The sequence below is a fragment of the Rossellomorea sp. SC111 genome, assembly GCF_024733565.1.
In the GTDB taxonomy this organism is placed as follows: Bacteria; Bacillota; Bacilli; order Bacillales; family Bacillaceae_B; genus Rossellomorea.
Genome location: NZ_JANIOC010000020.1, coordinates 39,496 through 62,141, shown reverse-complemented (window position 1 = coordinate 62,141; position 22,646 = coordinate 39,496). Strand labels below are relative to the sequence as shown.

21 protein-coding genes, 1 pseudogene and 2 riboswitches are annotated in these 22,646 nt (G+C 43.9%); of the genes and pseudogenes, 14 read left to right on the top strand and 8 right to left on the bottom strand.

Annotated features, from left to right (window positions below; genetic code table 11):
* Positions 1 to 8: 8 nt before the first annotated feature.
* The gene (gene glmM / locus NQ095_RS20300; protein WP_258265238.1) at positions 9 to 1,358 is read left to right on the top strand and encodes a phosphoglucosamine mutase; all 1,350 of its coding nucleotides are present in this window, start codon (positions 9 to 11) and stop codon (positions 1,356 to 1,358) included.
* Between the two features lie 46 nt (positions 1,359 to 1,404).
* On the opposite strand, the gene NQ095_RS20295 is transcribed toward glmM, so the two are convergent.
* Positions 1,405 to 1,548 carry a hypothetical protein gene (locus tag NQ095_RS20295; RefSeq protein WP_258265237.1) on the bottom strand — a complete coding sequence of 48 codons (144 nt, stop codon included), beginning with the start codon at positions 1,546 to 1,548 and terminating at the stop codon, positions 1,405 to 1,407.
* Positions 1,549 to 1,862: 314 nt separating this feature from the next.
* Between NQ095_RS20295 and glmS the strand changes: the two genes are divergently transcribed.
* The 3 genes from glmS (at position 1,863) to NQ095_RS20280 (ending at position 6,988) form a co-directional block, all read left to right on the top strand.
* Complete coding sequence (gene glmS / locus NQ095_RS20290; protein ID WP_258265236.1) at positions 1,863 to 3,665, top strand: glutamine--fructose-6-phosphate transaminase (isomerizing); 1,803 nt, start codon at positions 1,863 to 1,865, stop codon at positions 3,663 to 3,665.
* 293 nt (positions 3,666 to 3,958) lie between these two features.
* Complete coding sequence (locus NQ095_RS20285; RefSeq protein WP_258265235.1) at positions 3,959 to 6,142, top strand: FUSC family protein; 2,184 nt, start codon at positions 3,959 to 3,961, stop codon at positions 6,140 to 6,142.
* 150 nt (positions 6,143 to 6,292) lie between these two features.
* Positions 6,293 to 6,988: a YqcI/YcgG family protein gene (locus NQ095_RS20280; protein ID WP_258265245.1), complete on the top strand. Its 696-nt coding sequence runs from the start codon at positions 6,293 to 6,295 to the stop codon at positions 6,986 to 6,988.
* A gap of 35 nt (positions 6,989 to 7,023) precedes the next feature.
* On the opposite strand, the gene NQ095_RS20275 is transcribed toward NQ095_RS20280, so the two are convergent.
* Positions 7,024 to 7,758, bottom strand: a complete 735-nt coding sequence (locus tag NQ095_RS20275) for a DUF4097 domain-containing protein (RefSeq protein ID WP_258265244.1) — start codon at positions 7,756 to 7,758, stop codon at positions 7,024 to 7,026.
* A gap of 8 nt (positions 7,759 to 7,766) precedes the next feature.
* Here NQ095_RS20275 and NQ095_RS20270 point away from each other — a divergent pair.
* From NQ095_RS20270 to NQ095_RS20245, 6 genes and pseudogenes are all read left to right on the top strand, one after another.
* Positions 7,767 to 7,862: pseudogene (locus tag NQ095_RS20270) on the top strand (DNA-3-methyladenine glycosylase); the annotation flags it as partial.
* 104 nt (positions 7,863 to 7,966) lie between these two features.
* A riboswitch (cyclic di-GMP riboswitch) is annotated at positions 7,967 to 8,047 on the top strand.
* Between the two features lie 71 nt (positions 8,048 to 8,118).
* Positions 8,119 to 8,829, top strand: a complete 711-nt coding sequence (locus tag NQ095_RS20265) for an EAL domain-containing protein (RefSeq protein ID WP_258265234.1) — start codon at positions 8,119 to 8,121, stop codon at positions 8,827 to 8,829.
* Between the two features lie 130 nt (positions 8,830 to 8,959).
* Positions 8,960 to 10,939: an ABC transporter permease subunit gene (locus tag NQ095_RS20260; protein WP_258265233.1), complete on the top strand. Its 1,980-nt coding sequence runs from the start codon at positions 8,960 to 8,962 to the stop codon at positions 10,937 to 10,939.
* A 14-nt stretch (positions 10,940 to 10,953) separates the two neighbouring features.
* The gene (locus tag NQ095_RS20255; protein WP_258265232.1) at positions 10,954 to 11,415 is read left to right on the top strand and encodes a helix-hairpin-helix domain-containing protein; all 462 of its coding nucleotides are present in this window, start codon (positions 10,954 to 10,956) and stop codon (positions 11,413 to 11,415) included.
* Between the two features lie 138 nt (positions 11,416 to 11,553).
* Complete coding sequence (locus tag NQ095_RS20250) at positions 11,554 to 12,342, top strand: divergent polysaccharide deacetylase family protein (RefSeq protein WP_258265231.1); 789 nt, start codon at positions 11,554 to 11,556, stop codon at positions 12,340 to 12,342.
* Between the two features lie 111 nt (positions 12,343 to 12,453).
* Positions 12,454 to 13,209, top strand: a complete 756-nt coding sequence (locus tag NQ095_RS20245) for a (S)-benzoin forming benzil reductase (RefSeq protein WP_258265230.1) — start codon at positions 12,454 to 12,456, stop codon at positions 13,207 to 13,209.
* 160 nt (positions 13,210 to 13,369) lie between these two features.
* On the opposite strand, the gene NQ095_RS20240 is transcribed toward NQ095_RS20245, so the two are convergent.
* Positions 13,370 to 14,689: a Na+/H+ antiporter NhaC family protein gene (locus NQ095_RS20240; RefSeq protein WP_258265229.1), complete on the bottom strand. Its 1,320-nt coding sequence runs from the start codon at positions 14,687 to 14,689 to the stop codon at positions 13,370 to 13,372.
* Between the two features lie 82 nt (positions 14,690 to 14,771).
* Positions 14,772 to 14,876, bottom strand: a riboswitch (SAM riboswitch).
* Positions 14,877 to 15,091: 215 nt separating this feature from the next.
* Between NQ095_RS20240 and NQ095_RS20235 the strand changes: the two genes are divergently transcribed.
* Positions 15,092 to 16,264, top strand: coding sequence for an MFS transporter (locus NQ095_RS20235; RefSeq protein WP_258265228.1), 1,173 nt, complete (start codon positions 15,092 to 15,094; stop codon positions 16,262 to 16,264).
* A gap of 610 nt (positions 16,265 to 16,874) precedes the next feature.
* Entirely contained in the window at positions 16,875 to 17,147 is a 273-nt protein-coding gene (locus tag NQ095_RS20230; RefSeq protein WP_258265227.1) for a YkvS family protein, read from the top strand.
* A 101-nt stretch (positions 17,148 to 17,248) separates the two neighbouring features.
* On the opposite strand, the gene NQ095_RS20225 is transcribed toward NQ095_RS20230, so the two are convergent.
* From NQ095_RS20225 to NQ095_RS20205, 5 genes are all read right to left on the bottom strand, one after another.
* Positions 17,249 to 17,506 carry a YpbS family protein gene (locus NQ095_RS20225; protein WP_258265226.1) on the bottom strand — a complete coding sequence of 86 codons (258 nt, stop codon included), beginning with the start codon at positions 17,504 to 17,506 and terminating at the stop codon, positions 17,249 to 17,251.
* 84 nt (positions 17,507 to 17,590) lie between these two features.
* Positions 17,591 to 19,039: a cardiolipin synthase gene (gene cls, locus NQ095_RS20220; protein ID WP_258265243.1), complete on the bottom strand. Its 1,449-nt coding sequence runs from the start codon at positions 19,037 to 19,039 to the stop codon at positions 17,591 to 17,593.
* Positions 19,040 to 19,155: 116 nt separating this feature from the next.
* Positions 19,156 to 20,589: an alanine/glycine:cation symporter family protein gene (locus NQ095_RS20215; protein ID WP_258265225.1), complete on the bottom strand. Its 1,434-nt coding sequence runs from the start codon at positions 20,587 to 20,589 to the stop codon at positions 19,156 to 19,158.
* A 332-nt stretch (positions 20,590 to 20,921) separates the two neighbouring features.
* Positions 20,922 to 21,089: a hypothetical protein gene (locus NQ095_RS20210; RefSeq protein ID WP_258265224.1), complete on the bottom strand. Its 168-nt coding sequence runs from the start codon at positions 21,087 to 21,089 to the stop codon at positions 20,922 to 20,924.
* Positions 21,090 to 21,298: 209 nt separating this feature from the next.
* Positions 21,299 to 21,712: a CBS domain-containing protein gene (locus NQ095_RS20205; protein ID WP_060673866.1), complete on the bottom strand. Its 414-nt coding sequence runs from the start codon at positions 21,710 to 21,712 to the stop codon at positions 21,299 to 21,301.
* A 375-nt stretch (positions 21,713 to 22,087) separates the two neighbouring features.
* Between NQ095_RS20205 and NQ095_RS20200 the strand changes: the two genes are divergently transcribed.
* Together NQ095_RS20200 and NQ095_RS20195 are read left to right on the top strand one after the other, a co-directional pair.
* Complete coding sequence (locus NQ095_RS20200; RefSeq protein WP_098351100.1) at positions 22,088 to 22,237, top strand: Lmo0850 family protein; 150 nt, start codon at positions 22,088 to 22,090, stop codon at positions 22,235 to 22,237.
* Between the two features lie 85 nt (positions 22,238 to 22,322).
* Positions 22,323 to 22,607, top strand: coding sequence for a hypothetical protein (locus NQ095_RS20195; RefSeq protein WP_258265223.1), 285 nt, complete (start codon positions 22,323 to 22,325; stop codon positions 22,605 to 22,607).
* Positions 22,608 to 22,646: the final 39 nt, after the last annotated feature.

Below are 22,646 nucleotides of genomic sequence, written 5' to 3'. Positions count from 1 at the left end.
GAATGACAATGGGTAAGTATTTTGGAACGGATGGAGTAAGAGGTGTAGCGAATACAGAATTGACACCGGAATTAGCATTTAAGCTCGGACGATTTGGTGGATATGTTCTGACAAAGGATGCTACACGTCCCAAAATATTGATTGGACGGGATACCCGGATTTCCGGACATATGTTGGAAGGGGCTCTTGTAGCGGGACTTCTTTCAATAGGTGCTGAAGTGATGCGCTTAGGTGTGATTTCAACTCCTGGTGTCGCTTATCTGACAAAGGCGCTCGGAGCTCAGGCAGGGGTCATGATTTCAGCTTCTCATAACCCGGTAGCCGATAACGGGATTAAATTCTTCGGCCCGGATGGCTTCAAGCTTTCCGATGACCAGGAAAGTGAAATTGAAGACCTGTTGGATCAAACCGCTGACGGGCTACCCCGTCCGACCGGCGGTGACCTTGGGCAGGTAAGTGACTATTTCGAAGGTGGTCAAAAGTATCTGCAGTATTTAAAACAATCAGTAGACGAGGATTTCGATGGTTTACATATTGCGTTAGATTGTGCACACGGTGCTACATCCGCTCTTGCCACTCACCTGTTTGCTGATCTTGATGCCGATATTTCCACAATGGGAGCATCCCCGAATGGATTGAACATCAATGAAGGTGTCGGGTCCACTCACCCGGAAACATTGGCTGAGATGGTAAAAGAAAAAGGCGCGGATCTGGGTCTTGCCTTTGATGGAGATGGAGATCGGATCATCGCCATTGATGAGCTTGGTCAGATCGTCGATGGCGATCAGATCATGTACATCTGCGGCAAGTATTTGAAATCACAAGGGCAATTAAAGCAATCTACCGTCGTATCTACGGTGATGAGTAATCTAGGGTTCCATAAAGGACTTGAAGAGAATGGCATCCAAAGCATCCAGACAGCCGTGGGGGATCGCTATGTTGTGGAAGAAATGAAGAAAAACGGCTATACACTCGGCGGTGAGCAGTCGGGCCATATCATCTTCCTGGATTACAATACGACAGGGGACGGCCTTTTAACAGGTATTCAGCTTGTGAACATCATGAAGGTGACGGGTAAATCACTATCCGAACTTGCCGGGGAGATGCAGAAGTTCCCTCAGAAGCTTGTGAATGTTCGAGTGACGGATAAGCACCATGTCACGGATAACGAAACGGTGAAAACCGTCATTCAAAAGGTGGAAGAAGAAATGAACGGAAATGGCCGTATTCTTGTCCGTCCTTCCGGAACAGAGCCATTGGTGCGTGTAATGGCGGAAGCACCTACTGAAGAACTTTGTGAGCGGTACGTAAATGAAATCGTACAGGTTGTCGACCAGGAAATGGGTCTGAACGAATAGTTGATTTTTCATGCGCAGGGGGTCAATACGTGCCTCTTGTGCATATTTAATTAGTAGAGTCCTTTTGGAAGGGTTTATCATGTTCTGTGTCGGGAACATGACAAATGGATAACAACTTCTTGATGTTGTCAGATTTATATTGACGAAGGGAAACCTGCTGGTGTATGATGATTTTGTTTTCGTTTTTCAAATAAAATGGAAATGTGATTCAAGAAGGAAAGGTGGATTGAGGGTAAAAATCCTATAAAGCGCCAGGACTAAGCGATGGATACGTAAAGGATCGTTTAGTTGACGAGGTGGAGGTTTATCGAGTGTTCGGCGGATGCCTCCCGGTTCGCATGTGTCACGGAACCGAAAGTTTCTTTCTTAAAACGTTAAGGCAACTTAATGTACAAAGGGAAGAAAAAAGTGACCTAAAATACTAATGACAAACAGAGATAAGGGGGCAAGTCGTCCCCAAAAGAGTTCTTGCCCCCTTGTATGTTCAGGGAGGATAAATTAATTATGTGTGGAATTGTTGGATATATCGGAAGTTCAGATACAAAGGAAATTCTTTTAAAAGGTCTTGAAAAGCTGGAGTACCGCGGTTATGACTCTGCAGGCATCGCCGTTCAAAACGACGAAGGCATCCATGTCTTCAAAGAGAAAGGCCGTATTGCCGATCTTCGCGGGATCGTTGATGACAGTGTTTCAAGCAACACAGGAATCGGTCACACTCGTTGGGCTACCCACGGTGTGCCAAGCCAGGTGAATGCTCACCCTCATCAAAGCAACTCAGGCCGATTCACGATCGTTCATAACGGAGTAATCGAAAACTACTCCCAGCTTAAGCGTGAATACCTGACAGACGTAACGTTCAAGAGTGATACGGATACTGAAGTCATCGTACAGCTAATCGAGAAGATCGTGGGAGAAGGAAATACAGTTGAGGAAGCGTTCCGTCAAACGCTGATGCTTCTAAAAGGTTCTTATGCGATTGCCCTTTTAGATTCTGAAAACGATGAAACGATCTATGTAGCGAAAAACAAAAGTCCACTTCTTGTCGGTCTTGGAGAAGGCTTTAATGTTGTAGCAAGTGATGCCATGGCGATGATTCAAGTAACGGATCAATACGTTGAGCTGATGGATAAAGAAATGGTCATCGTAACGAAAGAAAAGGTTGAAATTCAAAACCTGATCGGTGAAGTAATGGAACGTGCTCCTTACACGGCGGAAATCGATGCCAGTGATATTGAAAAAGGAACATACCCTCACTACATGCTGAAAGAAATCGACGAGCAGCCGTTAGTGATGCGTAAAATCATCCAGGCTTACCAAAACGAGAACAACGAGCTTCACATCGATGAGCCGATCGTCGGCGCGATGAAAGAAGCGGATCGTGTCTACATCATTGCATGTGGAACGAGCTACCACGCTGGTCTCGTTGGAAAGCAATTCATCGAGAAGAGTGCAGGGATCCCTGTAGAAGTTCATGTAGCAAGCGAATTCAGCTACAACATGCCTTTACTTTCTAAGAAACCGTTGTTCGTATTCATCTCACAAAGTGGGGAAACGGCAGACAGTCGTGCCGTACTTGTCCAGATCAAAGAGCTTGGACATAAATCATTGACGATCACAAACGTAGGGGGTTCTACCCTGTCACGTGAAGCGGATTACACATTGCTTCTTCATGCAGGACCTGAGATTGCGGTTGCTTCAACGAAAGCGTACACAGCTCAGCTTGCAGTGCTTGCAATCCTTGCGCATGTCGCAGGTAAAGCATGCGGAACCAACCAGGAATTTGACCTTGTTCAAGAACTGGGTATCGTGGCTACTGCGATGGAAGCACTTTGTGACACGAAAGAAGAGTTTGAAGATATCGCTCGTGAATATCTGTCAACCACTCGCAATTGTTTCTTCATCGGCCGTTCACTGGACTTCTATGTAGGTCTTGAAGGCGCCTTGAAGCTGAAAGAAATCTCTTACATCCAGGCAGAAGGATTTGCCGGAGGAGAGCTTAAACACGGTACGATCGCCCTTATCGAAGAAGGAACACCGATCGTTGCACTTGCAACTCAAGAAGAAGTGAACCTAGGCATCAGAGGAAATGTGAAAGAGGTAGTCGCTCGTGGAGCAAACCCTTGTATCATTTCAATGAAAGGCTTAGAAGACGAAGAAGATCGCTTCGTCATCCCGGAGGTTAACCCATTGTTAACACCTCTTATCTCTGTCATCCCATTACAATTAATTTCTTACTATGCTGCCCTGCACCGCGATTGTGATGTAGATAAGCCGCGTAACTTGGCGAAATCTGTTACGGTTGAGTAAGGATTGAATACTTGAATAGTGGAAAACCGGTTGGTCCTTTTGGGCTGACCGGTTTTTTAGTAGTGTGAGTACGAGATATGTGTGTTGACTCATAGAAGGAGAGAGTTTATCCAAGCACTTTCCTTTACCCACCCGCCCATAACCCTTATAATCATACAAATAGATTCTGTTCTCTTCGTGCACCAGCGAATGTGAGTAACCTGCTGCTTCCTGCAGTACAGGTTACTTTTTTATTGGAAAGGGTACGATAAAAGAGAATGAAAAACGGCGCGTAGATAAGGGTTTGATGAGAAATGAAACATTTACATAGACAACATATATGGCTGGGGAGGATCCTTGCGTCCGATCCCGGCAGGAAAAGATTCCAGCAGGCGGGTAAAGCGACGATCAGCTTGATATCGGCTGTATTTACGATGCTTTTCTTATTGAAGCAGTTTGACCATCCCTCCATCACCCCGGCCATTGTGTCCGGAATGGTGGGGATGCTCGGGATTTTTGTCGTCATGGATGATACGACGGGGAAAAAGAAGATAACGACCTTGCTGGTTGGTGTTTCAGTAGCGACCGGGATCACTTTGGGTTCGGCATTTGCTCACTACAGTCTTGTCGTTAACGCTTTATTGGTAGGCGTCATCTTTAGCGCTTTTTACTTTTCACGCTTTGCCATCCGCTATTTTTCCATGGGAATGGCAGGGTTTATGTCGATCTATATATCGTCGATCTTACAGCTGGATGTGGCCCATCTAGAATGGTTTTACCTCGGGATCGTCTTAGGGCTTGTGTACGCGTTTCTTTATAACTTCATCATTTTTAAAGATTCTGTCCATATGTTAAGAAGGAGTATGCGTTCGTTTCATATTCAATCCAACTTGACGTTTACCATTTTAATGAAGATGATAGAAGATCCGAATACGAGCAATAAGCGGAGAAAGCAACTGGATCGAAACGTCAGAAGGCTGAATGAGTATGCGAGAAGCGTGGCAGGTGACATTAATGAGAATGATTTAAAGAAGCTCTGGCCTGGTATCGAAGCTTCACAACTTCGTTTATATGTGTTTGACACAGAAATGCTGATTCAGACGTTAACGGATTCCTTGAAAAAGCTGAAGGATTTGGAAGCATTGGAGGTTATCGAACTCAGGCGTTTATTAGTATGGGTTCTTCGCTCTCTCCGTGACGCCGAGGTATTGGCCCAGGATTATGATCCCCGTTCCCTTGAAGAGGCAGAAAAAGCCATCCAGGCCCTGCGTCTGGTTTTGTCGGAGGTTCTGAATGAAGAAGGGAAAACTGAAGGATGGGTCTATCTCCTGAGACGGATCGAGTCCATTGCGAATCATGTCCTGGAAGCGGCCATTACGATTCAGGAATCATTGAATGTGTCTGAGTACAAGGAGTCCACTGTAGAGAACGATACTGAACCGGAGGAAGAGGACAAAGAAGATGAGTCTGAAGAGAACAAAAGATTAAAACCGTCGACGCGTAAAGCGATACAAGCCCTGGTAGCGGGAACGCTTGCGATTATCGTCGGGGAGCTGATTGCACCTGCACAGCCGTACTGGGTCCTTTTGACGACCTTTATTGTTCAAATTGGTACTGAAACGGTAGGCAGAACGTATATGAAGGCTTTCCAACGGTCGATCGGAACGGTAATCGGGGCCATCATCGGATTCGGAGCCGCCAACCTTGTATCCGGAAATTCACAGCTGGAGGTTGTTCTCCTGTTTGCGGTCTTGTTCCTCGCCTTTTATCTTTTCCCTGTTTCCTATACATTGATGAGCCTATTCATTACGATGCTTATCGCCTTTATGTATGACCTTCTCCTCGGTGGAATCAGCATTCAGCTCATGGGGGCACGTGTCATCGATACGATTGCAGGAGCCGTGATTGCCCTGATTGTCTCCGCGTTTGTATTTCCAAAAAGAACAAAAGACAAAGTTGCCGATAGCTTTGATGATTTCTTTGGGGATCTTCAAGGATATGTTTCTTCCTATATTAAAACCTTTACGGTCCCGGAAGATAAAGCGTTGACAGATCAGGCGTTTGATCTGGATCAGAAGCTCCAGGCGATCAAGGATGAGGCGCAATCCCTTCTGCAAAGGCCCGGATCTTTGACGAGGTCGGGAGTGGGGCGCTGGATCACGGTGGTGACGGCCATTAATTATTACGCAAAGCATCTGCTTGCTTCCTCCCACCGAAAGGTACCGGCCACTGTTTCAGAGGAACTCAGCAGTGCATTTTCAGAAACGGAAGAAAAAATTTCTCAAAACATCGAGACGCTTCGGCGATTATTAAAAGAACAGGAAAGTGCTCCTGTCATGTGGGATTTAAGCCCTGAGAGGGAAAGAATTGAAACCCGGGCTCCAAGCTGGCGTAAGTCCCAGGTGGATCTTATCCACCATTTCTACTATGTGTGGAGGATCAATCAATCGATCGTGGCACTTGGAGTGGAACTAGGGGCAGAGGTAAAGAAAGGGTAAAGCGGAATCTGCTTTACCCTTTTCTATGTTGCTAGCAGTTTTTTGTCAGTTATTGTTTTAACCTGTCAAAATTCGGGAAGAGCATACCATCGACATGAATTTGAGGTGGAAGAATTGACAACGAACAGTTTATTGCTGACAAAAGAAGATATGACAAACCCTGAGCTTGTCCCTCAATGGGTTATAGAAGAATATAAGAACTTTCATGAGGTTGTAACCGACCGCACGTTTCCTTGTTACTTCGGCATGACCGGAGAGAAGAAGGGAGAGCTTCGGTATTCCTATATCAGTCATGACAATTGGGAGCATCTACCCCAAACGATTCAGGAGTTCATCGACTTGTTTGATGTGCCTGAAGGTGAGCGCCTGATCCGTCACGGCTTCTTTTTATTTGTGGAACCCGAGAGCGAGGAGAGGTCCGTCCCTCATTACAGGGATTATTTCTGGAGAATCCTGCAGTTTCTCCACGGTGAGGATAAGGAGGATTGGCCAGAAGATTATCCAGAGGATCCGAATCATCATTTGTGGGCATTTTCCTTTGCTGGGGAACCTTTCTTTGTGTTTGGTAATGCTCCTGCCTACAAGCAGCGAAAGACCAGGGATCTTGGGAATAGTTTAGTACTCGGGTTTCAGCCGAGAAGGATTTTTGAAGGATTGGAAGGCACGTCCAAGGGGGGGATCATGTCCAGGGAAAAAGTAAGGGAGCGTGTCGAGAAATGGGACGGCTTACCGAAGCATCCGAATATCAGTCATTATGGGGACCCGGAACATCGTGAGTGGAAGCAGTATTTTATTGGGGACGACGTGGAACCGATCGAAGGGAAATGTCCATTCCATCATAAATAAATGAAAGAGTGCCGGAATGTTTCCGGCACTCTTCGTTAATATATATCCACATTTCCACTGGACACTGAAACATCAATGGTATATTTCCCAGAGCCTGAGACCCCTGAAATATCCCCATTTTCTATCTTTTGATCTTTTAAAGGAAGATTGCAGGAAATATCCCCGCTGCTTGCCTTCCCATTCAGCTTAAAGCTTGCTTCTTCCGGCAGATCAAGCTTCACTCCTCCTGAGCTCACATCGAAGTTCAGGTCGCCCTTTAAGGAGTCCATGGTGACCGTTAATTCACCTGAGGATAAATCGCCTTCAAGGGGACCTTCAAAGTTTGATAATTCTACATCACCTGAACTGATTTCCACTTTTCCATCCTCTGTAGTTAGGCCGTTTACCACCAAATCCCCTGAAGAGCCATCATGTTCGAACACATTTGTCTCGATGTTTTCAAGCTCCATATTCCCTGATCCCATGTCAATGGACAATTCATCGAGCTTCCATTTCTTTGAATCAGATTCTCTCGCCATCACGAAATTGCCGGAGCCGATATCGACTTCCATGCTTTGGTCATACTCTTTCGGAACATAGACTGTTACGTTTGATTTACGATTGAAGCCGATCCATTCGTACCATTTATGCTTGACCGTAACGTCAATCGTATCTCCTTTCCCGGCTAACGTCATCGTTCCTTTTCCATCAATCTCAACCTTTACCTCATTTTTGTCTGTCGGTATGACTTCTGTGTCGCTGTTTTCCAGGTCAAGGTCGAGATGTTTGATTTTATTTTACTGCAGGGAAACGAATAGGGATTGATAACACAGGGGAAGCCAGGGATTATCCATGGCGGTTTTGGATTAGTGACAATCCATTTGTATCACGGTAGTCTTTCTTTATGAATTTTCTAATAATTTACAAGAAATACACCCCATAAGTACTAGTTATGTGGTATATTTTTCTTATAAGATAAATATCTTTATAAACTGACCATTCGACTGGGGGCTTTGAACCTAAATGATAGATGGGCGCTTACATTTAGGGGAGCCAGTAGCGCAACCGACCACATGCGAACGCGGGTAATGCGTTTTTGTGTGGTTTTTTTGTGGGTAAGACCAAAACTAGAGAGAGAGTATAGGGGTCCTATGAACATCTTTACTATTTTTCAAGACGACTTTATCTACCATGATTTTCAGCCATTGTATGATATGGGTGAACATCGAACCCTCTATGCTTATGAGGGTCTTTTGCGAAATAAGTATAATGAAAATCCTGAAAGTGTATTTCAATCTGCCATGAAGGCCAATATCTTGTACAAACTGGATACGCTGTCCATTTCAAAAGCCCTTGAAAGTTTTTCGGAGAATGGGATCAAGGACTGCAAGCTGTTTCTTAATATTTATATCACCACCATTCTGCATCCCAGCTTTCACACATATTTTTCCGACCTTATGAACCGCCACCCTGACATTAAAGGACGGCTTGTGCTTGAAATTAATGAATCCAGTGCGGAAGAACTATGGCAGAATCCGTTGTTGAAAGAGTCTTTAAAGGAACTGAAGCAATATGGTGTCTGGTATGCGATTGATGATTTCGGGCAGGGGACATCTTCCATCAAGAAATCCATTGAGTATGAACCGGAAATCATCAAGCTCGACCGTTATTTCGCCATGAACCTGGCACAGGATGAAAAGAAACAGCGGTTCCTCTCTTTTTTCAGCCAATTCTACGGAAGTGATACGTTGATTGTCTTAGAGGGAATTGAAACAAAACAGGATATGCAGGTGGCAAGGGAAATCGGAATAACCATTGGACAGGGCTTTTATTTGGGAAAACCGAGCCGGTTGCTGGCGTAGACCGAAAAGAGTGACTCTGACTTAAAAGAGTCACTCTTTTTGTCATTGAATTGTCAGATTTGAAATAAAATTGAAAAATTTTAACATTTCTATTAAACTGAGGAAAAAGAGAATAAAGGGGATTCAATGTATGAAATATCTCACGTTTCCGATCAGGTTCTTCTTTTACTATATTCTCGGTCTAATTGGGATTTTAGCCGTGAGTATCGCGCCTGTAGTGTTCAAGGAGAGAGGGTTATATAATGTTGTAGGCTACTTGGAGGAGTTCATCAAGTTCATCTTTGTTTTCATGGATGGGGCAAACTGGAGTTATTCATATAAGGGGGTTACCGTCGATTTTCTTGATATGCTGTGGGGACCATACCTGTATTCACTTCAAATTATCGTGGGAGCCTTGGGGATAGGGCTTGGTATCGCCTTTATTCTTACCGTCTTCACCGTATTTTTACCCCGGCCGATCACATCGGCACTCAAGAAAGTATTAAATCTCCTGGAGACGGTGCCTGATTTAATGTTCGCGTTCATGCTCCAGCTGATGATTGTCTATGTGTTTAAATATTTCGGTGTAGAACTCATGAATTTCACAGAATTCGGGGAGGAGAAGATCTTTCTTGCCCCGATGATTACGCTGTCCATCATTCCGATGATTTCCTTCTTCCGTATCCTCATTTTCATAATGGAAGAAGAGTTGCTGAAGCCTCACATCGAATTTGCCCAGAGTAAGGGGATGTCGAAAGGGCGAATCCTCTTTTCACATGTTTTGAAAAATATTTCACCCAGTCTTTTCTATCATGGAAAGCTGATCATCTGGGGGATGCTGTCGAGTCTGTTTATCATTGAGACCATTTTTAACATGAGAGGCATCACCTATTACATCATTCAGGATTTCAGGCCGATGGTGATCGCGATTTCATTGATTATGATCTACACACCTTTTTTCATCGTGTATCAAGGTGTCTATCTATGGATTAATCACGAGAGCAGCGAAGATCATACGAAATATAAACGGGATAAAATAAAATGGACGGAATGGAAGATATGGGGATTTCTTTCAACCATCCGCAGGCTGTGGTGGCAGCATATGCATAATGGCAAGTTCGCTATCGGATTCAGTGTGATATTTGGTTTGATTGCTGCCAGTTTCCTCTATTCAGGGTTGAAAGAAGAGCCGATCAAACAAATTCAATTTATGAAAAATGACGAAGGTAGGATCATCAGTGCCCCTCCTCATAAACCATTTGGGGAGATGATCCTGGGATCCGATTTCTTCGGATACAGTATTCTCGATCAGCTTATTGTAGGGGCAAAGTATACTCTGTTGTTTGCCTTGATTGTTGCTTCACTGCGTGTGATCGGCGGATTCTATCTGGGTATTGCCTATCATTTCCATTTGAAAGAAAGCAGGAAGAACTGGCTTGACCGGATAGTGGATTCCATTCATTTTCTTCCTTTGAGTCTTATCGCTTACCTCTTATTAAGACCGGTCCTTTGGGGGCTGCCTGTGTTAGGTTGGGATCACTCGATCTTTGAAAGACTGGTGTTCGAAGCCGTTGTCTTAACGATCCTTGTACTGCCGTTGACGACTGTGTTAATCGGGAATGAACTGAAACTAATAGGAAAGCAGGACTTTGTCCTATCAGCAAAGCTCCTTGGGGGGAGCAATAAGCATTTGCTCTGGACGCATTTATTCCCTCACTTGGCACCGCGGATGTTCATCATATGGGGGCAGCAATTCATCCAGACGCTTCTCATCCTTGTACATCTCGGATTATTTCATCTTTTCCTCGGGGGAACGATCATTACCGGCGGACTGGTTCCGGATCCTCCGAAATCGGGAACATTTGAATGGTCCGGCTTGATCAGTTCCACAAAGAATTCCCTTATGACCGGCAAGTACTGGATTGTCATTGCCCCACTTGTTGCCTTCATGATTGCGATCATCGCCATGCAGCTCATCGTTCAAGGGGTTAAGGAAATCCAGCAAACGAAAGTCGGGGTGCTGGTGAATAACAAACCGATCAAGGTGAAACGTAAAACAGTTAAAAAGAAAACCAACCGTCCAGCGGTGGAAGAATTCCAGTTTGTCCGAAAGCAAACCTTTAAAGGATAAGGAGGAGACGAAAGGTGAGTAGAAAGAGTCCTAAACTTCCATTGACTGATAAGGAGAGGTCTGCCCTCCGCAAAGCAAAGATACGACTCGGGGAGATACATGAATTCTCTCCTGAAACTCTCGGGGAGAAACTAAACATTACGATGGAGAGATCCCGTTACTTAGTCGGCATGTCCATTTTTCAACAGATTCCTTCCATAGGACCCAACATGGCTCATAATGTTGTAGAAGATCTTGGATTTTATACCCTGGAAGAAATAAAGGAAGAGAAGGGTGAAGACCTTATCAACGACTTAGAAAAGAAGTACGGTGTTTGGATGGACCCATGCGTGGAAGACTCACTCAGATGTGTCGTCCACCACGCCAAGCACCCGGGAAGCAGCAAGAACTGGTGGGACTTCACAACACAAAGAAAAACATATCGCCAAACTCACGGCTACCCGGGAGACCGACCCACGAAAGCCTGGGATCAATAGGTCCGTCCCTCCTGAAGCCCAAGCCGGGAAGCATGATCGTGCTTCCCGGCTTTCTTTTTTGCTGATTGGATAGGGACGGACCTCCATTCGTATATCCTCCTCAAAATGGACATCATAAAGGAAAAGGAGTGATGTGAGATGAGAACCTTTGTTATCTGTATTATACTTATGACTTTCTCGATTCAATCGTCAGCATCTGCAAGAAACATTCTTCCCCTCTCCGCCCATCAGAATGAACTCGCGATTGTGATCGATGACCTGGGAAACGATATGAAAGGGACAGAGGAAATTCTGAGCCTTCCTGCCACGTTGACGATTGCCGTCATGCCTTTTCTTCCAACGACCAGGGCCGATGCGGAAAAAGCCCATAAAAATGGACATGAGGTCATTGTCCACCTTCCTATGGAACCGATGTCGGGGAAAGCGAGCTGGCTCGGGCCGGGAGCAATCACGACTTCTCTTTCCAATGAAGAAATCAGGAAGAGAGTGGAGCAGGCCCTGGAAGAGGTTCCTTATGCAGTGGGGGTCAATCACCATATGGGATCGAAGGCTACCGCCGATGAACGGGTCATGAGGATTGTGCTCGGGATATGCAAGGAAAGGGGTTTATTTTATCTGGATAGTAAAACAACAGGGAAGAGTGTCATTCCGAAGCTTGCAAAGGAATTGGGCGTCCCCTACCTTGAAAACGAGTTATTCTTTGATGATGTCTACACCATTCAGCATATCGGGAAGCAGGCGAGGCTCCTTTCAAAGGAATTGGACAGTGATGATGCAACGATCGCAATCGGACATGTGGGAGTAACAGGCATGAAGGTGGCCACCATGTTAAAAGAATTTCTTCCCCTTTATGAGAAAAAGGCATCGATCGTGCCACTATCCGATCTCATACCGGAATACCATTTGATTGATGAAAGCATGCCTTGATGGTGTGCTTTTTTGTGGACTTTTAAAAAAGAAAGGATAAAACGATGCTTAATTTTTTGAGGAAAGAAAACTCTCCTTTATAATCAGTAGGTAAGAAGGAGATGATTCGAAATGGATTATGCAATTGTGACCGGAGCAACAAGGGGCTTAGGTGAGTCCGTCGCCAGACTCTTTATTGAAAAGGGCATCGGCATCCTCAATATTTCCCGTTCAGATAATGACAGCTTACAAAAGCTTGCACGGGAAAAAGAAGTGCCGTATGAGTTCTTTCCCTGTGATCTTTCTCAATCAGGACAAACGGAAGCCGTTTTCCATGAAGTGGGGACAAAGGTTTTTAAATCTGAAGCAGAGAAGATATATATCGTTCAAAATGCCGGAGCGGTAACACCGATTAATCCGTCGGGCGAAGTGGAGAATGAAGCAATGGAAACGAGTGTCAACGTTAATTTGCTGTCCCCTATGATCGCCACCAATGAATTGATCAAAGCAGCCAAAGACTCCGACTCGAAAATGATCATGGTCAACATCAGTTCAGGTGCAGGAAGCCGTCCCGTTTACGGATGGAGTACGTATTGTGCAACGAAAGCCGGAGTCAATATGCTCACCGAAACCGTGAGCCTGGAGCTCTCTAATAAGCATAGCCGTCATCAGGTCATCGCATTCAGTCCAGGAGTGATGGATACGGATATGCAGGGGGAAATCCGTTCGTCCTCCAAAGAATCCTTTGCAGATGTTGAATCATTCCAGCGATACAAAGATGAGGGGATGCTGCGCAGTCCGGATACCGTTGCAGGTGCACTGGTGGATCTCATAACCGAGACCGATATTGAAAATGGAAAACTTTATCATGTGAATGACTTGTTATAGAAGATAAGCAGACTCCTGAAAGGCGGGTCTGCTTTTTTTAGTTCTGCAATAAAGTCTAATAGCGCTGCAATAGATCAAAATCCTCCCTGATAAAAAAGCCAACCAATCACTGACACAAGAAAAGAGACAAACCCATAAGATTTGTCTCTTTTCTACTATATTATGAAGAACGAACAGGATCTCTATCCGTAACGGATCTCCGGGTGAACTTCGGAAGGGCGAATTGAATCGCAATCAACCCGCAAACGGCAATCAGGACAGGATAGAAGGCATATGGGATGATGCTCACCGGTGAGATACCGGCTACTTCCGCCACTAACAGTGCCTGTGCACCGTATGGGATCAACCCTTGAACGGCACAAGAGAAAATATCCAGGATACTGGCTGACTTACGGGCATCAACGCCAAATTTATCGCTGAGCGTTTTGGCCAGTGGTCCTGCGATAATAATGGAAATCGTATTATTTGCTGTGCAAAGATTCGTTGAACTGACTAATCCTGCAGTAGCAAGCTGTGCTCCCTGGGGAGATTTAATCTTACGGGTGGCATGATAAAGGATCGCTTGAATCCCACCATTATGACGAATCAGTTCGACGACTCCACCAATCAGGATGGAAAGAATCACAATCTCTGCCATGCCCGTCATCCCGTCGGCTACACTGCCAAAGTAACTCGATGAGGTGAAGCTCCCATCAGCAAATCCGATAATCCCTGCCAACACGATCCCTCCTATTAGAACGACAAATACGTTCAATCCTGCAAGGGCCCCGATGATGACTCCGAGGTAAGGAATGATTTTAACCCAATTGAAGCTTCCTGCGTCTACAGAGGATGGAGTCCCCATCGTAAGGATAAAAAGGATGACCATGGTGATGACTGCTGCCGGTAATACTATGAAGAAGTTCACCTTGAACTTGTCCTTCATTTCCGTTTTCTGTGTACGTACGGCTGCAATCGTTGTATCCGAAATGAACGACAAGTTATCCCCGAACATCGCTCCTCCAATGACGGTGGCCATAGCAAGGGGCATTGAAATATCTGCTCCTGAACTGATGCCGACTCCGATCGGGGCAAGTGCTGCAATCGTCCCCATGGATGTCCCCATGGATAAGGAAATGAAAGCGGCAATGATGAATAATCCAACAATGATTAGATTACCTGGAAGCACGGATAGGGCAAAGTTGACGGTCGAATCAACGGCACCCATCTTTTCTGCTACACCGGAAAAGGCACCGGCTAATAGGAAGATAAAAACCATGATCATAATATCCGGATGTCCGGCGCCCTTTGCGAACCGTTCCACCTTAGCGGTCAACGTTTCTTTACGATTCATCGCCAGGGCAACAATAGATGCAATGATGATGGATACGAGAACAGGAAATGCATAAAAATCTCCCGAAAGAATTCCTGCTCCAAGGAACAGTGAAACAAATATAATCAAAGGCAATAAAGCCAGTAAATTACCTTTTTCTTGGTCCATGTCAAACACTCCTTTTTCGTGTGAAATCAAATAAAAAAACCTCTTCCAGCCTAAGAAGAGGTTTCATTCAAACGAAACACTCCTCTTATCTTTCAAGCATTACGCTTGCTGGATGTGGCACAGCACTCACTATGAGTCCGCTGCCGAGACATCACAGGGCCAGTCCCTCCGTCTCTCTGGATAAGAAGATATGTTATTTAGTTGATTTAAAATATACTTCCATACTTTAAAGGGTTTAATTGAAAAAGTCAAACGGTAATTTTATGGAAAATGAAATGGAGGTCCTGGCTGTCAAGGCCATAAAACGTGAGACTTTATCCATAAAAAGGCATAAATTCATAGACAATTGAACGGTCAAGGTCTACTATTAGATAGACAAAAAACATCTTGGGGGATACGGTAGTGGAAAGAAATGTACGAAATCAAATTTTTACGTTACAAGGGTTTTATCTATTAACGTTCTTCGGAGTTGGAAGTTTATATCCTCTACTCAGTGTATATTTAAGTGAAAGTGTGGGATTGAATGGGTATCAGATCGGGACCATCATGTCGGTCGGCCCGATCATGATGATTTTCTTCCAGCCTATATGGGGGATGGTCAGTGATACAACCAATAAGCCAACCGTCGTGTTAGGGTTCACTTCCCTAGTTGCAGGGATCTTTGCCCTTGGTTATTTATTCATGGATGTTTACTATGGATTGTTAGTGGTCGCGATTTTAGTTGCGATCTTCCAAAGCGCCATCATCCCCGTCTCCGACAGCATCAGCTTGAAGTATACGAGTAAAGTCCGTTATAACTACGGAAATATCCGTCTGTTCGGCTCATTGGGATTCGGGATTGCCGTGTTCATCATGGGGAGGCTTTCAGAGGGGTTCATCGGACCGACGATCATTTTCTACTCGTTCTTTATCTGCCTGGTCCTTGCCGGATTCCTATCCTTCCGTTTTCCTAAAGAGAGAGCGGCAGCAAAGCTTGATTTGAAAGAAGGGATGAAAGAATTATTCACGATGAAAAAATTTCTGATATTCCTGGCCGTCACATTCTTGGTATTCGGCCCGAATTTAGCCAACAACGTGTATTTCGGATTATTCGTGGAAGATTCAGGTGGTACGTACGCCGGAATTGGTCTCGCATTTCTAATCGCCGTCTTATCAGAAGTGCCGTTTATGAGAATCGCGGGAGGGTGGATTGATAAGTTCGGTCTCTTGACCGTAGCGGCGCTGGCGGGTGCCGCATCCATGATCCGCTGGCTATTTTACTTTACAGAACCAAGTCTATGGCTGGTATATTCTTCAGCAGTGATGCAGGGTCTTGCCATCGGATTATTCATTCCGGCGGGTCTCCGCTACATCAAAGAAATCACGCCGGCACATATTACAGCTACTGCCGTCACCGTCTATTCCGCCATCGGAAATGGCCTAGGGAATTGGTTCAGTACCTTCGTGGGAGGTTTCATCTATGAAACTTACTCCATTTACACGGTATACCTCTTCTTCGCAGTCCTCTCACTCCTTGGCATCTTCCTCTGCTTCGTCCTAATGAAAGAAGAAAAGAAAAATGCATTAGCTTACTAAAAAAACAGGCATCCGCTACCCACGGGTGCCTGTTTTTTATGTGAAATAAACAAAAAGGAAGGATTTTCCATATAAGATGTATAATTATATTAAGAGAAATGATTTTACTATGTAAGTCGTTATCTTAAAAGGCGCTACTAAAAAAGTCCAATAAACTTCACTTTGATGCTGATTGTAGCGGAAGGTGCTCGACTCCTGCGGGAAAGTACGAAAAGCGGAGGCGGCTCGCATAGCCCTGACAAGCATAAGATGAATGGGCCGAGAAGGCGTACTTTGCCTTATTGATTCATTTAGCTTATGACCTCGAGGGGCTAGCCGCCGTAGCTAGACATTGAGACCCTGCAGGGCATAGCCCGAGGAGGCTCAACTCACGCCCCGCGGAAAGCGAGCACCTGAAGCGAAAATCAGCCAGGCATCGCTTTAGTTGCAAAAGATTTCGAAAACAGTTCAAAAAAATATACCAAAAGGTTTTGATTTTATATATTTGTGGTACAAAAAGGATAAGTCATTCATTGAAATTTATATAAATACAAGTTAAAATAATATTATTAGAAAATTCTTTCAAATTAAAAAGAGAACAATCACTTTAACTGAAAAGGGGACTTTAAAAATGGAAAATACATTCGTTTACTCAAAAGAGAATGCAAACCTTGGGGATACGATTCAGTTTAAAAGAAAGAAACATGCCATCAATGGTGTCGTCACAACCTTAAGAGAAAATACCGTTATCGTCAAAATGGATAGGGAGATCGCGAAGAAACTGGACTTACCTGATGATCAAACTGTCGTAGCACATAAAAACTATGTGGTGACAGAGCGAGCAGAGAACGATACACAGCCTGTATTTGTTTATGATGGGTGGAATAGCGCATTAAAAGCTTAAGTTTCCGCCTTCAAATAAAGTAACCCTGAAACGACCTCACCAACAGGATGGATGAAGACGAATCAGGGTTATTTATCATGTAAAGCCTGTGTCAGGCTATCTTATTTTAATCTCGCCACATATTCCTCGACCATTTCCATGGTCACAAGCTTTCTTTGCGGAACGACCCCGCGTCTGGCAAGGACATTGATTTCATTCGTTACTTGATTGATATGATCCGTTGTAAAAGGTTTACCGGCAGAACAAAGCTGAACCGCTTCGTCAATCGCTTTTTCTCTTTGCTCATCCAATATCATAAATTGCTGAACAAGCTGATTTTGCTTGTTGGAATGCTTGGATATTTCTTTATGCACACTCATGATCTCACCCCTCTCCTTTTCTTTCATACAATAACTCTATTATGCCTTTTTCTATCTACAGATGGCAATGTCCAATCATCCCTTCTATAAGATGGGGGACAACAGCCTTGATATGGATTCCTTCACTTTGATCATCAAAGGTCTTTGATGATAATCTTCTAACGTTAATTCCCTGCTTTTTTCAATGTCGTTTCTAAACACAACTCCCAGATTTTCAGAAAGTTTCTGATCATATAAAAAGGCGTTGACCTCAAAGTTTAAACGAAAGCTCCGTACATCGATATTCGCTGTACCTACAGAAGAAATGACTTCATCGACGACAATGGTTTTGGCATGTATAAATCCATTGTCATAAATATAAATCTTCACGCCTGCTTTCAGAAGCTCCCCGATATAGGAATATGTCGCCCAATAGACAAATAAATGGTCCGGTTTATTGGGGATCATGATCCGGACATCCACTCCCGTAAGAGAGGCGATCCTTAAAGAATCGAGCAGGCTCACGTCAGGAATGAAATAAGGAGTCTGAATGAAGATGGATTCCTTGGCAGATGAAATCATTTTGATATAACCGTTTTTTATCTGTTCCCATTCCGAGTCCGGGCCGCATGTGACAATCTGAACCCCTGCATCCCCGGTAAAGGAAGGCGGGGGGAAGTACCGCAGATCATAGGCGATCTTCCTCGACCGGCTTGCCTGATTCCAATCGAGGATGAACCGTGTCTGCATGGCCAGTGCGGAACTGCCTGCGATTCTAAGGTGGGTATCCCGCCAATAACCGAACTTGGGATTCAATCCCAGGTATTCATCCCCAATATTAAAGCCGCCTACATAGCCAACCTTTCCATCGATGATCACCAGCTTTCTATGATTTCGATAGTTTAAGCGGAGATTAATAAAGGGAATCTTCGAAGGGAAAAACACTTCCACCTCTCCACCGGCAGAAAGGAGGTCTTTAAAGAACCTCCTCCTCGTTCGCCGCGATCCCATTTCATCGTATAGGACCCTGACCTTTACCCCTTCTTTCGCTTTTTTCGTAAGGTTCTCCAAGACGCGCTTTCCTAACTGATCTTTCTTGAAAATATAATATTGAATATGAATATGGTCCTCTGCAGCTTTAATATCCTCTATCAACGCTTCAAACTTGTCTTCTCCATGTGTAAACAACTTGACCTCATTATCCTGGGTCAAGAGAGCTTCATTATTGATCAGATGCATATAGATCAGATCCTGATAACGAAAGGAGATGTCATTTTTAAAAGGGAAACGATGTTCTTTCAAGGATTGGATCTGAGTGTGAATCAATCCTTCGATTCCGATCTTCTTCATATCCTCCCAGTCAAATAACCTCTTCCTGCTCAAATTTTGGCCGAACACCAAATAGAGGATGAACCCGAGAAATGGGATGAAGAATAGCACCATCAGCCAGGCCCAGGTCGCTCCCGCATCTTTCCGCTCCAAGAATATGATAACGGAGGCAAGGATCAGGTTAAGAAAAAATAATACCCCTAGAAGAGCAGATAGGATACTCATCATGTTATGGCTCCTTTGACTAACTTTGTATCATTAGTATACCTGAGAATGGAATAGAAAAAAATGACAAGAAAAAAAGAGCAGGGACCTGCTCCTGCTCTTTAGTGGAAGGTTTATTATTCATTTACTGCTTTTTTAGGCATGTCACTTTGGCGTTTTGGCCAGCATTCGACATTCTTTAAACCGGGAATGTCATCTGCATAGAAGACAGGATCCAATCCTTGACGACGCTGGGTCATATAGTTGTCCAAAGCTTTAAAGGCAATCGGGGCGAGAAAACCGATGGCTGCCAAGTTGGTAAGGGCCATCAAGGCCATTGAAAAGTCAGCGAGGCTCCAGACGATATCAAGACTTGCGACAGACCCGAAGATCACCATACCCAGTGCGATGAAGCGATAGATTAGTAGTCCGGTCTTGCTCTTATTTATGAATGGAAGATTGGCTTCCCCATAATAATAACTTCCGATAATTGAACTGAAGGCGAAGGTAAAGATGGCAATCGCCAGGAATATACCGGCCCATGAGTTAAAGTGTTCCGACATGGCTGCCTGGGACAGTTCGATTCCCGTCAAACCTGATCCATAAGCATCCGACGTTAAGATGATGAAGGCCGTCGCGGAACAGACGAGGATCGTATCAAAGAATACCCCAAGTGCCTGGATGAAACCCTGCTTAACAGGATGTGAAACCGATGCCGTTGCCGCCGCATTCGGTGCACTACCCATTCCGGCTTCATTGGAGAATAGCCCACGCTTTACGCCGTTCATGATTGCAGCACCAATTCCACCACCGACGACTTGTTCAAAGCCGAAGGCACTTTTGAAAATCATGGCGATGACGCCGGGCATTTCAGTGATATTCGTAATGACTACAAATAAGGCGAGTACAATATAAAAGCCTGCCATGATCGGTACAATGAAGGATGAAAAGTTGGCTATGCGCTTAACACCGCCAAAGATGATCAGTGCAGTCAAACCGGCCAGCACAATTCCAATGACAAACGTATTGATACCAAATGAATTACTAAACGCGGTTGCGATGGTATTACTTTGAACTGCATTAAAGGTGGTACCAAAGGATAGGATGATGGTAACAGCAAAGATCGAACTCATCCAGGGCTTGCCCAGTTGTTTCTTCATATAGTAGCCGGGGCCGCCCTTGAATCCAATCTTATCCTTTTCTTTATAAATCTGTGCCAATGTACTTTCTACAAAGGCGCTGGCTCCTCCCAGAATGGCGACAAGCCACATCCAGAAGACCGCTCCAGGTCCCCCAATTGCTAAGGCAATGGCTACTCCTGCTAAATTACCTGTACCAATTCGAGTACCTGCTCCAATAAAGAATGCCTGTAAGGAAGAAATCTGCTTTTCCCCTTCTGCTTCGACGACATCTTTATCCCCTAATAATCGAAACATTTCACCTATATGGCGAATTTGAACAAATTTAGATCCGATTGTGAAGTACAATCCTAAAATGAGAAGTACACCGATTAGTATATACCCCCATAATATGGAGTTTGCTTCCGTGACTAAATTGTTTAAAATATCCATGATAACCCCCTCGAAAATTTGTGTTGGTTACATGTATTATTATCTGAAAATTTAAAATGAAAGTCAAGTTATTATCTGAATATTAAAATATTACCAGATTTTATTTAGAGAATCGAACTATTCCATCATAGTAATAAAGGTTTTCTAGATAGGAGTAAGACAAAAGTAATAGGGTAAATTATTTTATTAAAATAATTTATTTACGATTATTTGAATAATGTTTTTTAATTAAATGGGTAGCTCAGCACACAAAAAAAAGCCATAGAAATCCATGGCTGCGATTAAGTGTTCAGACTATTAAAATAGAATAAATAAAAGCAGTAATCATACGATTAGTAAAAATCCCAAAATCCTAATACAAATAATAAAATCCCAGTGATCATTGAAATACCAAATAACATAAATAAAAAATCAAAAATGCTGTCGGCGAAGACTCTTTTGCGGTTCTCACGTTTAAAATGACGAACTTCCTTACGGTACGATCGTGCAGCACGACTCATACAAAACCTCCTCCTCCATTAACACCTTATACATTAATCACATATTCGTCACAAATAAAGAAAATCCTCCCTTTGCATGAAAAAAATGACGATATACCCATCTCTTCGTCAAAATAAGTCGATTGGACCTTTTCACACGCCAAATAAGGGGCAGTACAGCCCCTTATTCAGTGAAAGAAAGCTTTGAAGTCTTTGCTTGTAAGCCTTTATTAGCGAAGGTGATTCTGAGAGATTCCGCTTAAGGCGCTACCGGCACTTTGATCGGATTTCTGTTGTACTGCCAAATCTCCTAAAGCCAGCATCCCGACCAGTTGACCGTTTTCCACAACAGGCAAACGGCGCACCTGATGCTGGGACATCATAGCCGATGCTTCTTCTACGGATGCATCCGGAGATATTGTCACCACTTGCTGTGACATAACCTGTGAGACATTTCCTTGTGCACCTTGAGACAGTCCACGAGTCGCAATATCACGGTCAGTAATCATACCGACAACCTGTCCGTTTTCAACGACAGGAACGGAACCCACATTTCTGGAACTCATCTTGGAAGCTACGCTCTCAAGTGAATCCTGGTTAGATGCCGCTTCCACATTTGTCGACATAATATCACGTACTTGCATGAAAAATTCCCCCTTGATCATAATGGCAGTACACACCTATTATTCAGCATATTTCTCCGCTTTATTCTGAAAATGTATTCCAATACGGTCTCGGGGGACGGACCTTCATCCTGCTTATTTATACGTGCTTTCTGGGGTTGTTTTATGTAGATCAAATAGACTAAAGAAAAGGGACGATATGATGATAACAAGGGATAGTTTAGTGATCATAAGTATAAATTGTGTAATTCGAAATAAATTATTCTACTGAAATGTGTAAAAGTAGGATTATCGTTTCATTTTTAGGGAAAAGGGAAACCATATAACATTCAGTGAAACCTTTTACGGAGTCAAACGTACAAATAGGTAACGATATTTTAAAAAGAGGTGAATAACGTGGTAAAGGAGAACGATCGCTTTAAAAAAGTGATAACGAAATTGTCGAACGTCGGTGTGAATATTTCTAAAACGAAATCAAGACGGGAAATTCTTCATTCACTAAAGCAGTATCAACCATTACCTAAGACGTTAACACAAGATTCATAATCCACGCTTATCAGAAATGTTGGACAGACATAATTACCGATTCTTCCCGATATACTATAGCTAAAGGTAAAGGGGAGGGTTAGGCATGGAGAGAATGATGTTTGATCTACAAGCATTAAAGGAAATCAGAAAGAAGGCAGATGAGATTTCATACTACTGTATGAGCCGGGAACAACCTTCAGATCCTCAACGTGTTAGCATGGCATTAGATCAGGTATGTCGTGCCCTGGCTATGTTTGCAGAAATGGAGCTTCATCGCATGCAGAATCAGCATATTCCCTATGACCCCCAGAGCTATATCAAAGGGCGTCTTGGAATTGCCCATCGATCTGTACTCCAAGTACCCCAGGAAGATTCGAATACGGCATAGTAAAAGAGGTTGACCCAAGATCCATTGGCTTCTAAGCCA

Coding starts and splice junctions, on each gene's coding strand:
- glmM (WP_258265238.1), top strand. CDS start 9: ATGGGTAAGTATTTTGGAACGGATGGAGTAAGAGGTGTAGCGAATACA.
- glmS (WP_258265236.1), top strand. CDS start 1,863: ATGTGTGGAATTGTTGGATATATCGGAAGTTCAGATACAAAGGAAATT.
- NQ095_RS20285 (WP_258265235.1), top strand. CDS start 3,959: ATGAAACATTTACATAGACAACATATATGGCTGGGGAGGATCCTTGCG.
- NQ095_RS20280 (WP_258265245.1), top strand. CDS start 6,293: ATGACAAACCCTGAGCTTGTCCCTCAATGGGTTATAGAAGAATATAAG.
- NQ095_RS20265 (WP_258265234.1), top strand. CDS start 8,119: ATGAACATCTTTACTATTTTTCAAGACGACTTTATCTACCATGATTTT.
- NQ095_RS20260 (WP_258265233.1), top strand. CDS start 8,960: ATGAAATATCTCACGTTTCCGATCAGGTTCTTCTTTTACTATATTCTC.
- NQ095_RS20250 (WP_258265231.1), top strand. CDS start 11,554: ATGAGAACCTTTGTTATCTGTATTATACTTATGACTTTCTCGATTCAA.
- NQ095_RS20245 (WP_258265230.1), top strand. CDS start 12,454: ATGGATTATGCAATTGTGACCGGAGCAACAAGGGGCTTAGGTGAGTCC.
- NQ095_RS20240 (WP_258265229.1), bottom strand. CDS start 14,689: ATGGACCAAGAAAAAGGTAATTTACTGGCTTTATTGCCTTTGATTATA.
- NQ095_RS20230 (WP_258265227.1), top strand. CDS start 16,875: ATGGAAAATACATTCGTTTACTCAAAAGAGAATGCAAACCTTGGGGAT.
- NQ095_RS20225 (WP_258265226.1), bottom strand. CDS start 17,506: ATGAGTGTGCATAAAGAAATATCCAAGCATTCCAACAAGCAAAATCAG.
- cls (WP_258265243.1), bottom strand. CDS start 19,039: ATGAGTATCCTATCTGCTCTTCTAGGGGTATTATTTTTTCTTAACCTG.
- NQ095_RS20215 (WP_258265225.1), bottom strand. CDS start 20,589: ATGGATATTTTAAACAATTTAGTCACGGAAGCAAACTCCATATTATGG.
- NQ095_RS20210 (WP_258265224.1), bottom strand. CDS start 21,089: ATGAGTCGTGCTGCACGATCGTACCGTAAGGAAGTTCGTCATTTTAAA.
- NQ095_RS20205 (WP_060673866.1), bottom strand. CDS start 21,712: ATGCAAGTACGTGATATTATGTCGACAAATGTGGAAGCGGCATCTAAC.
- NQ095_RS20195 (WP_258265223.1), top strand. CDS start 22,323: ATGGAGAGAATGATGTTTGATCTACAAGCATTAAAGGAAATCAGAAAG.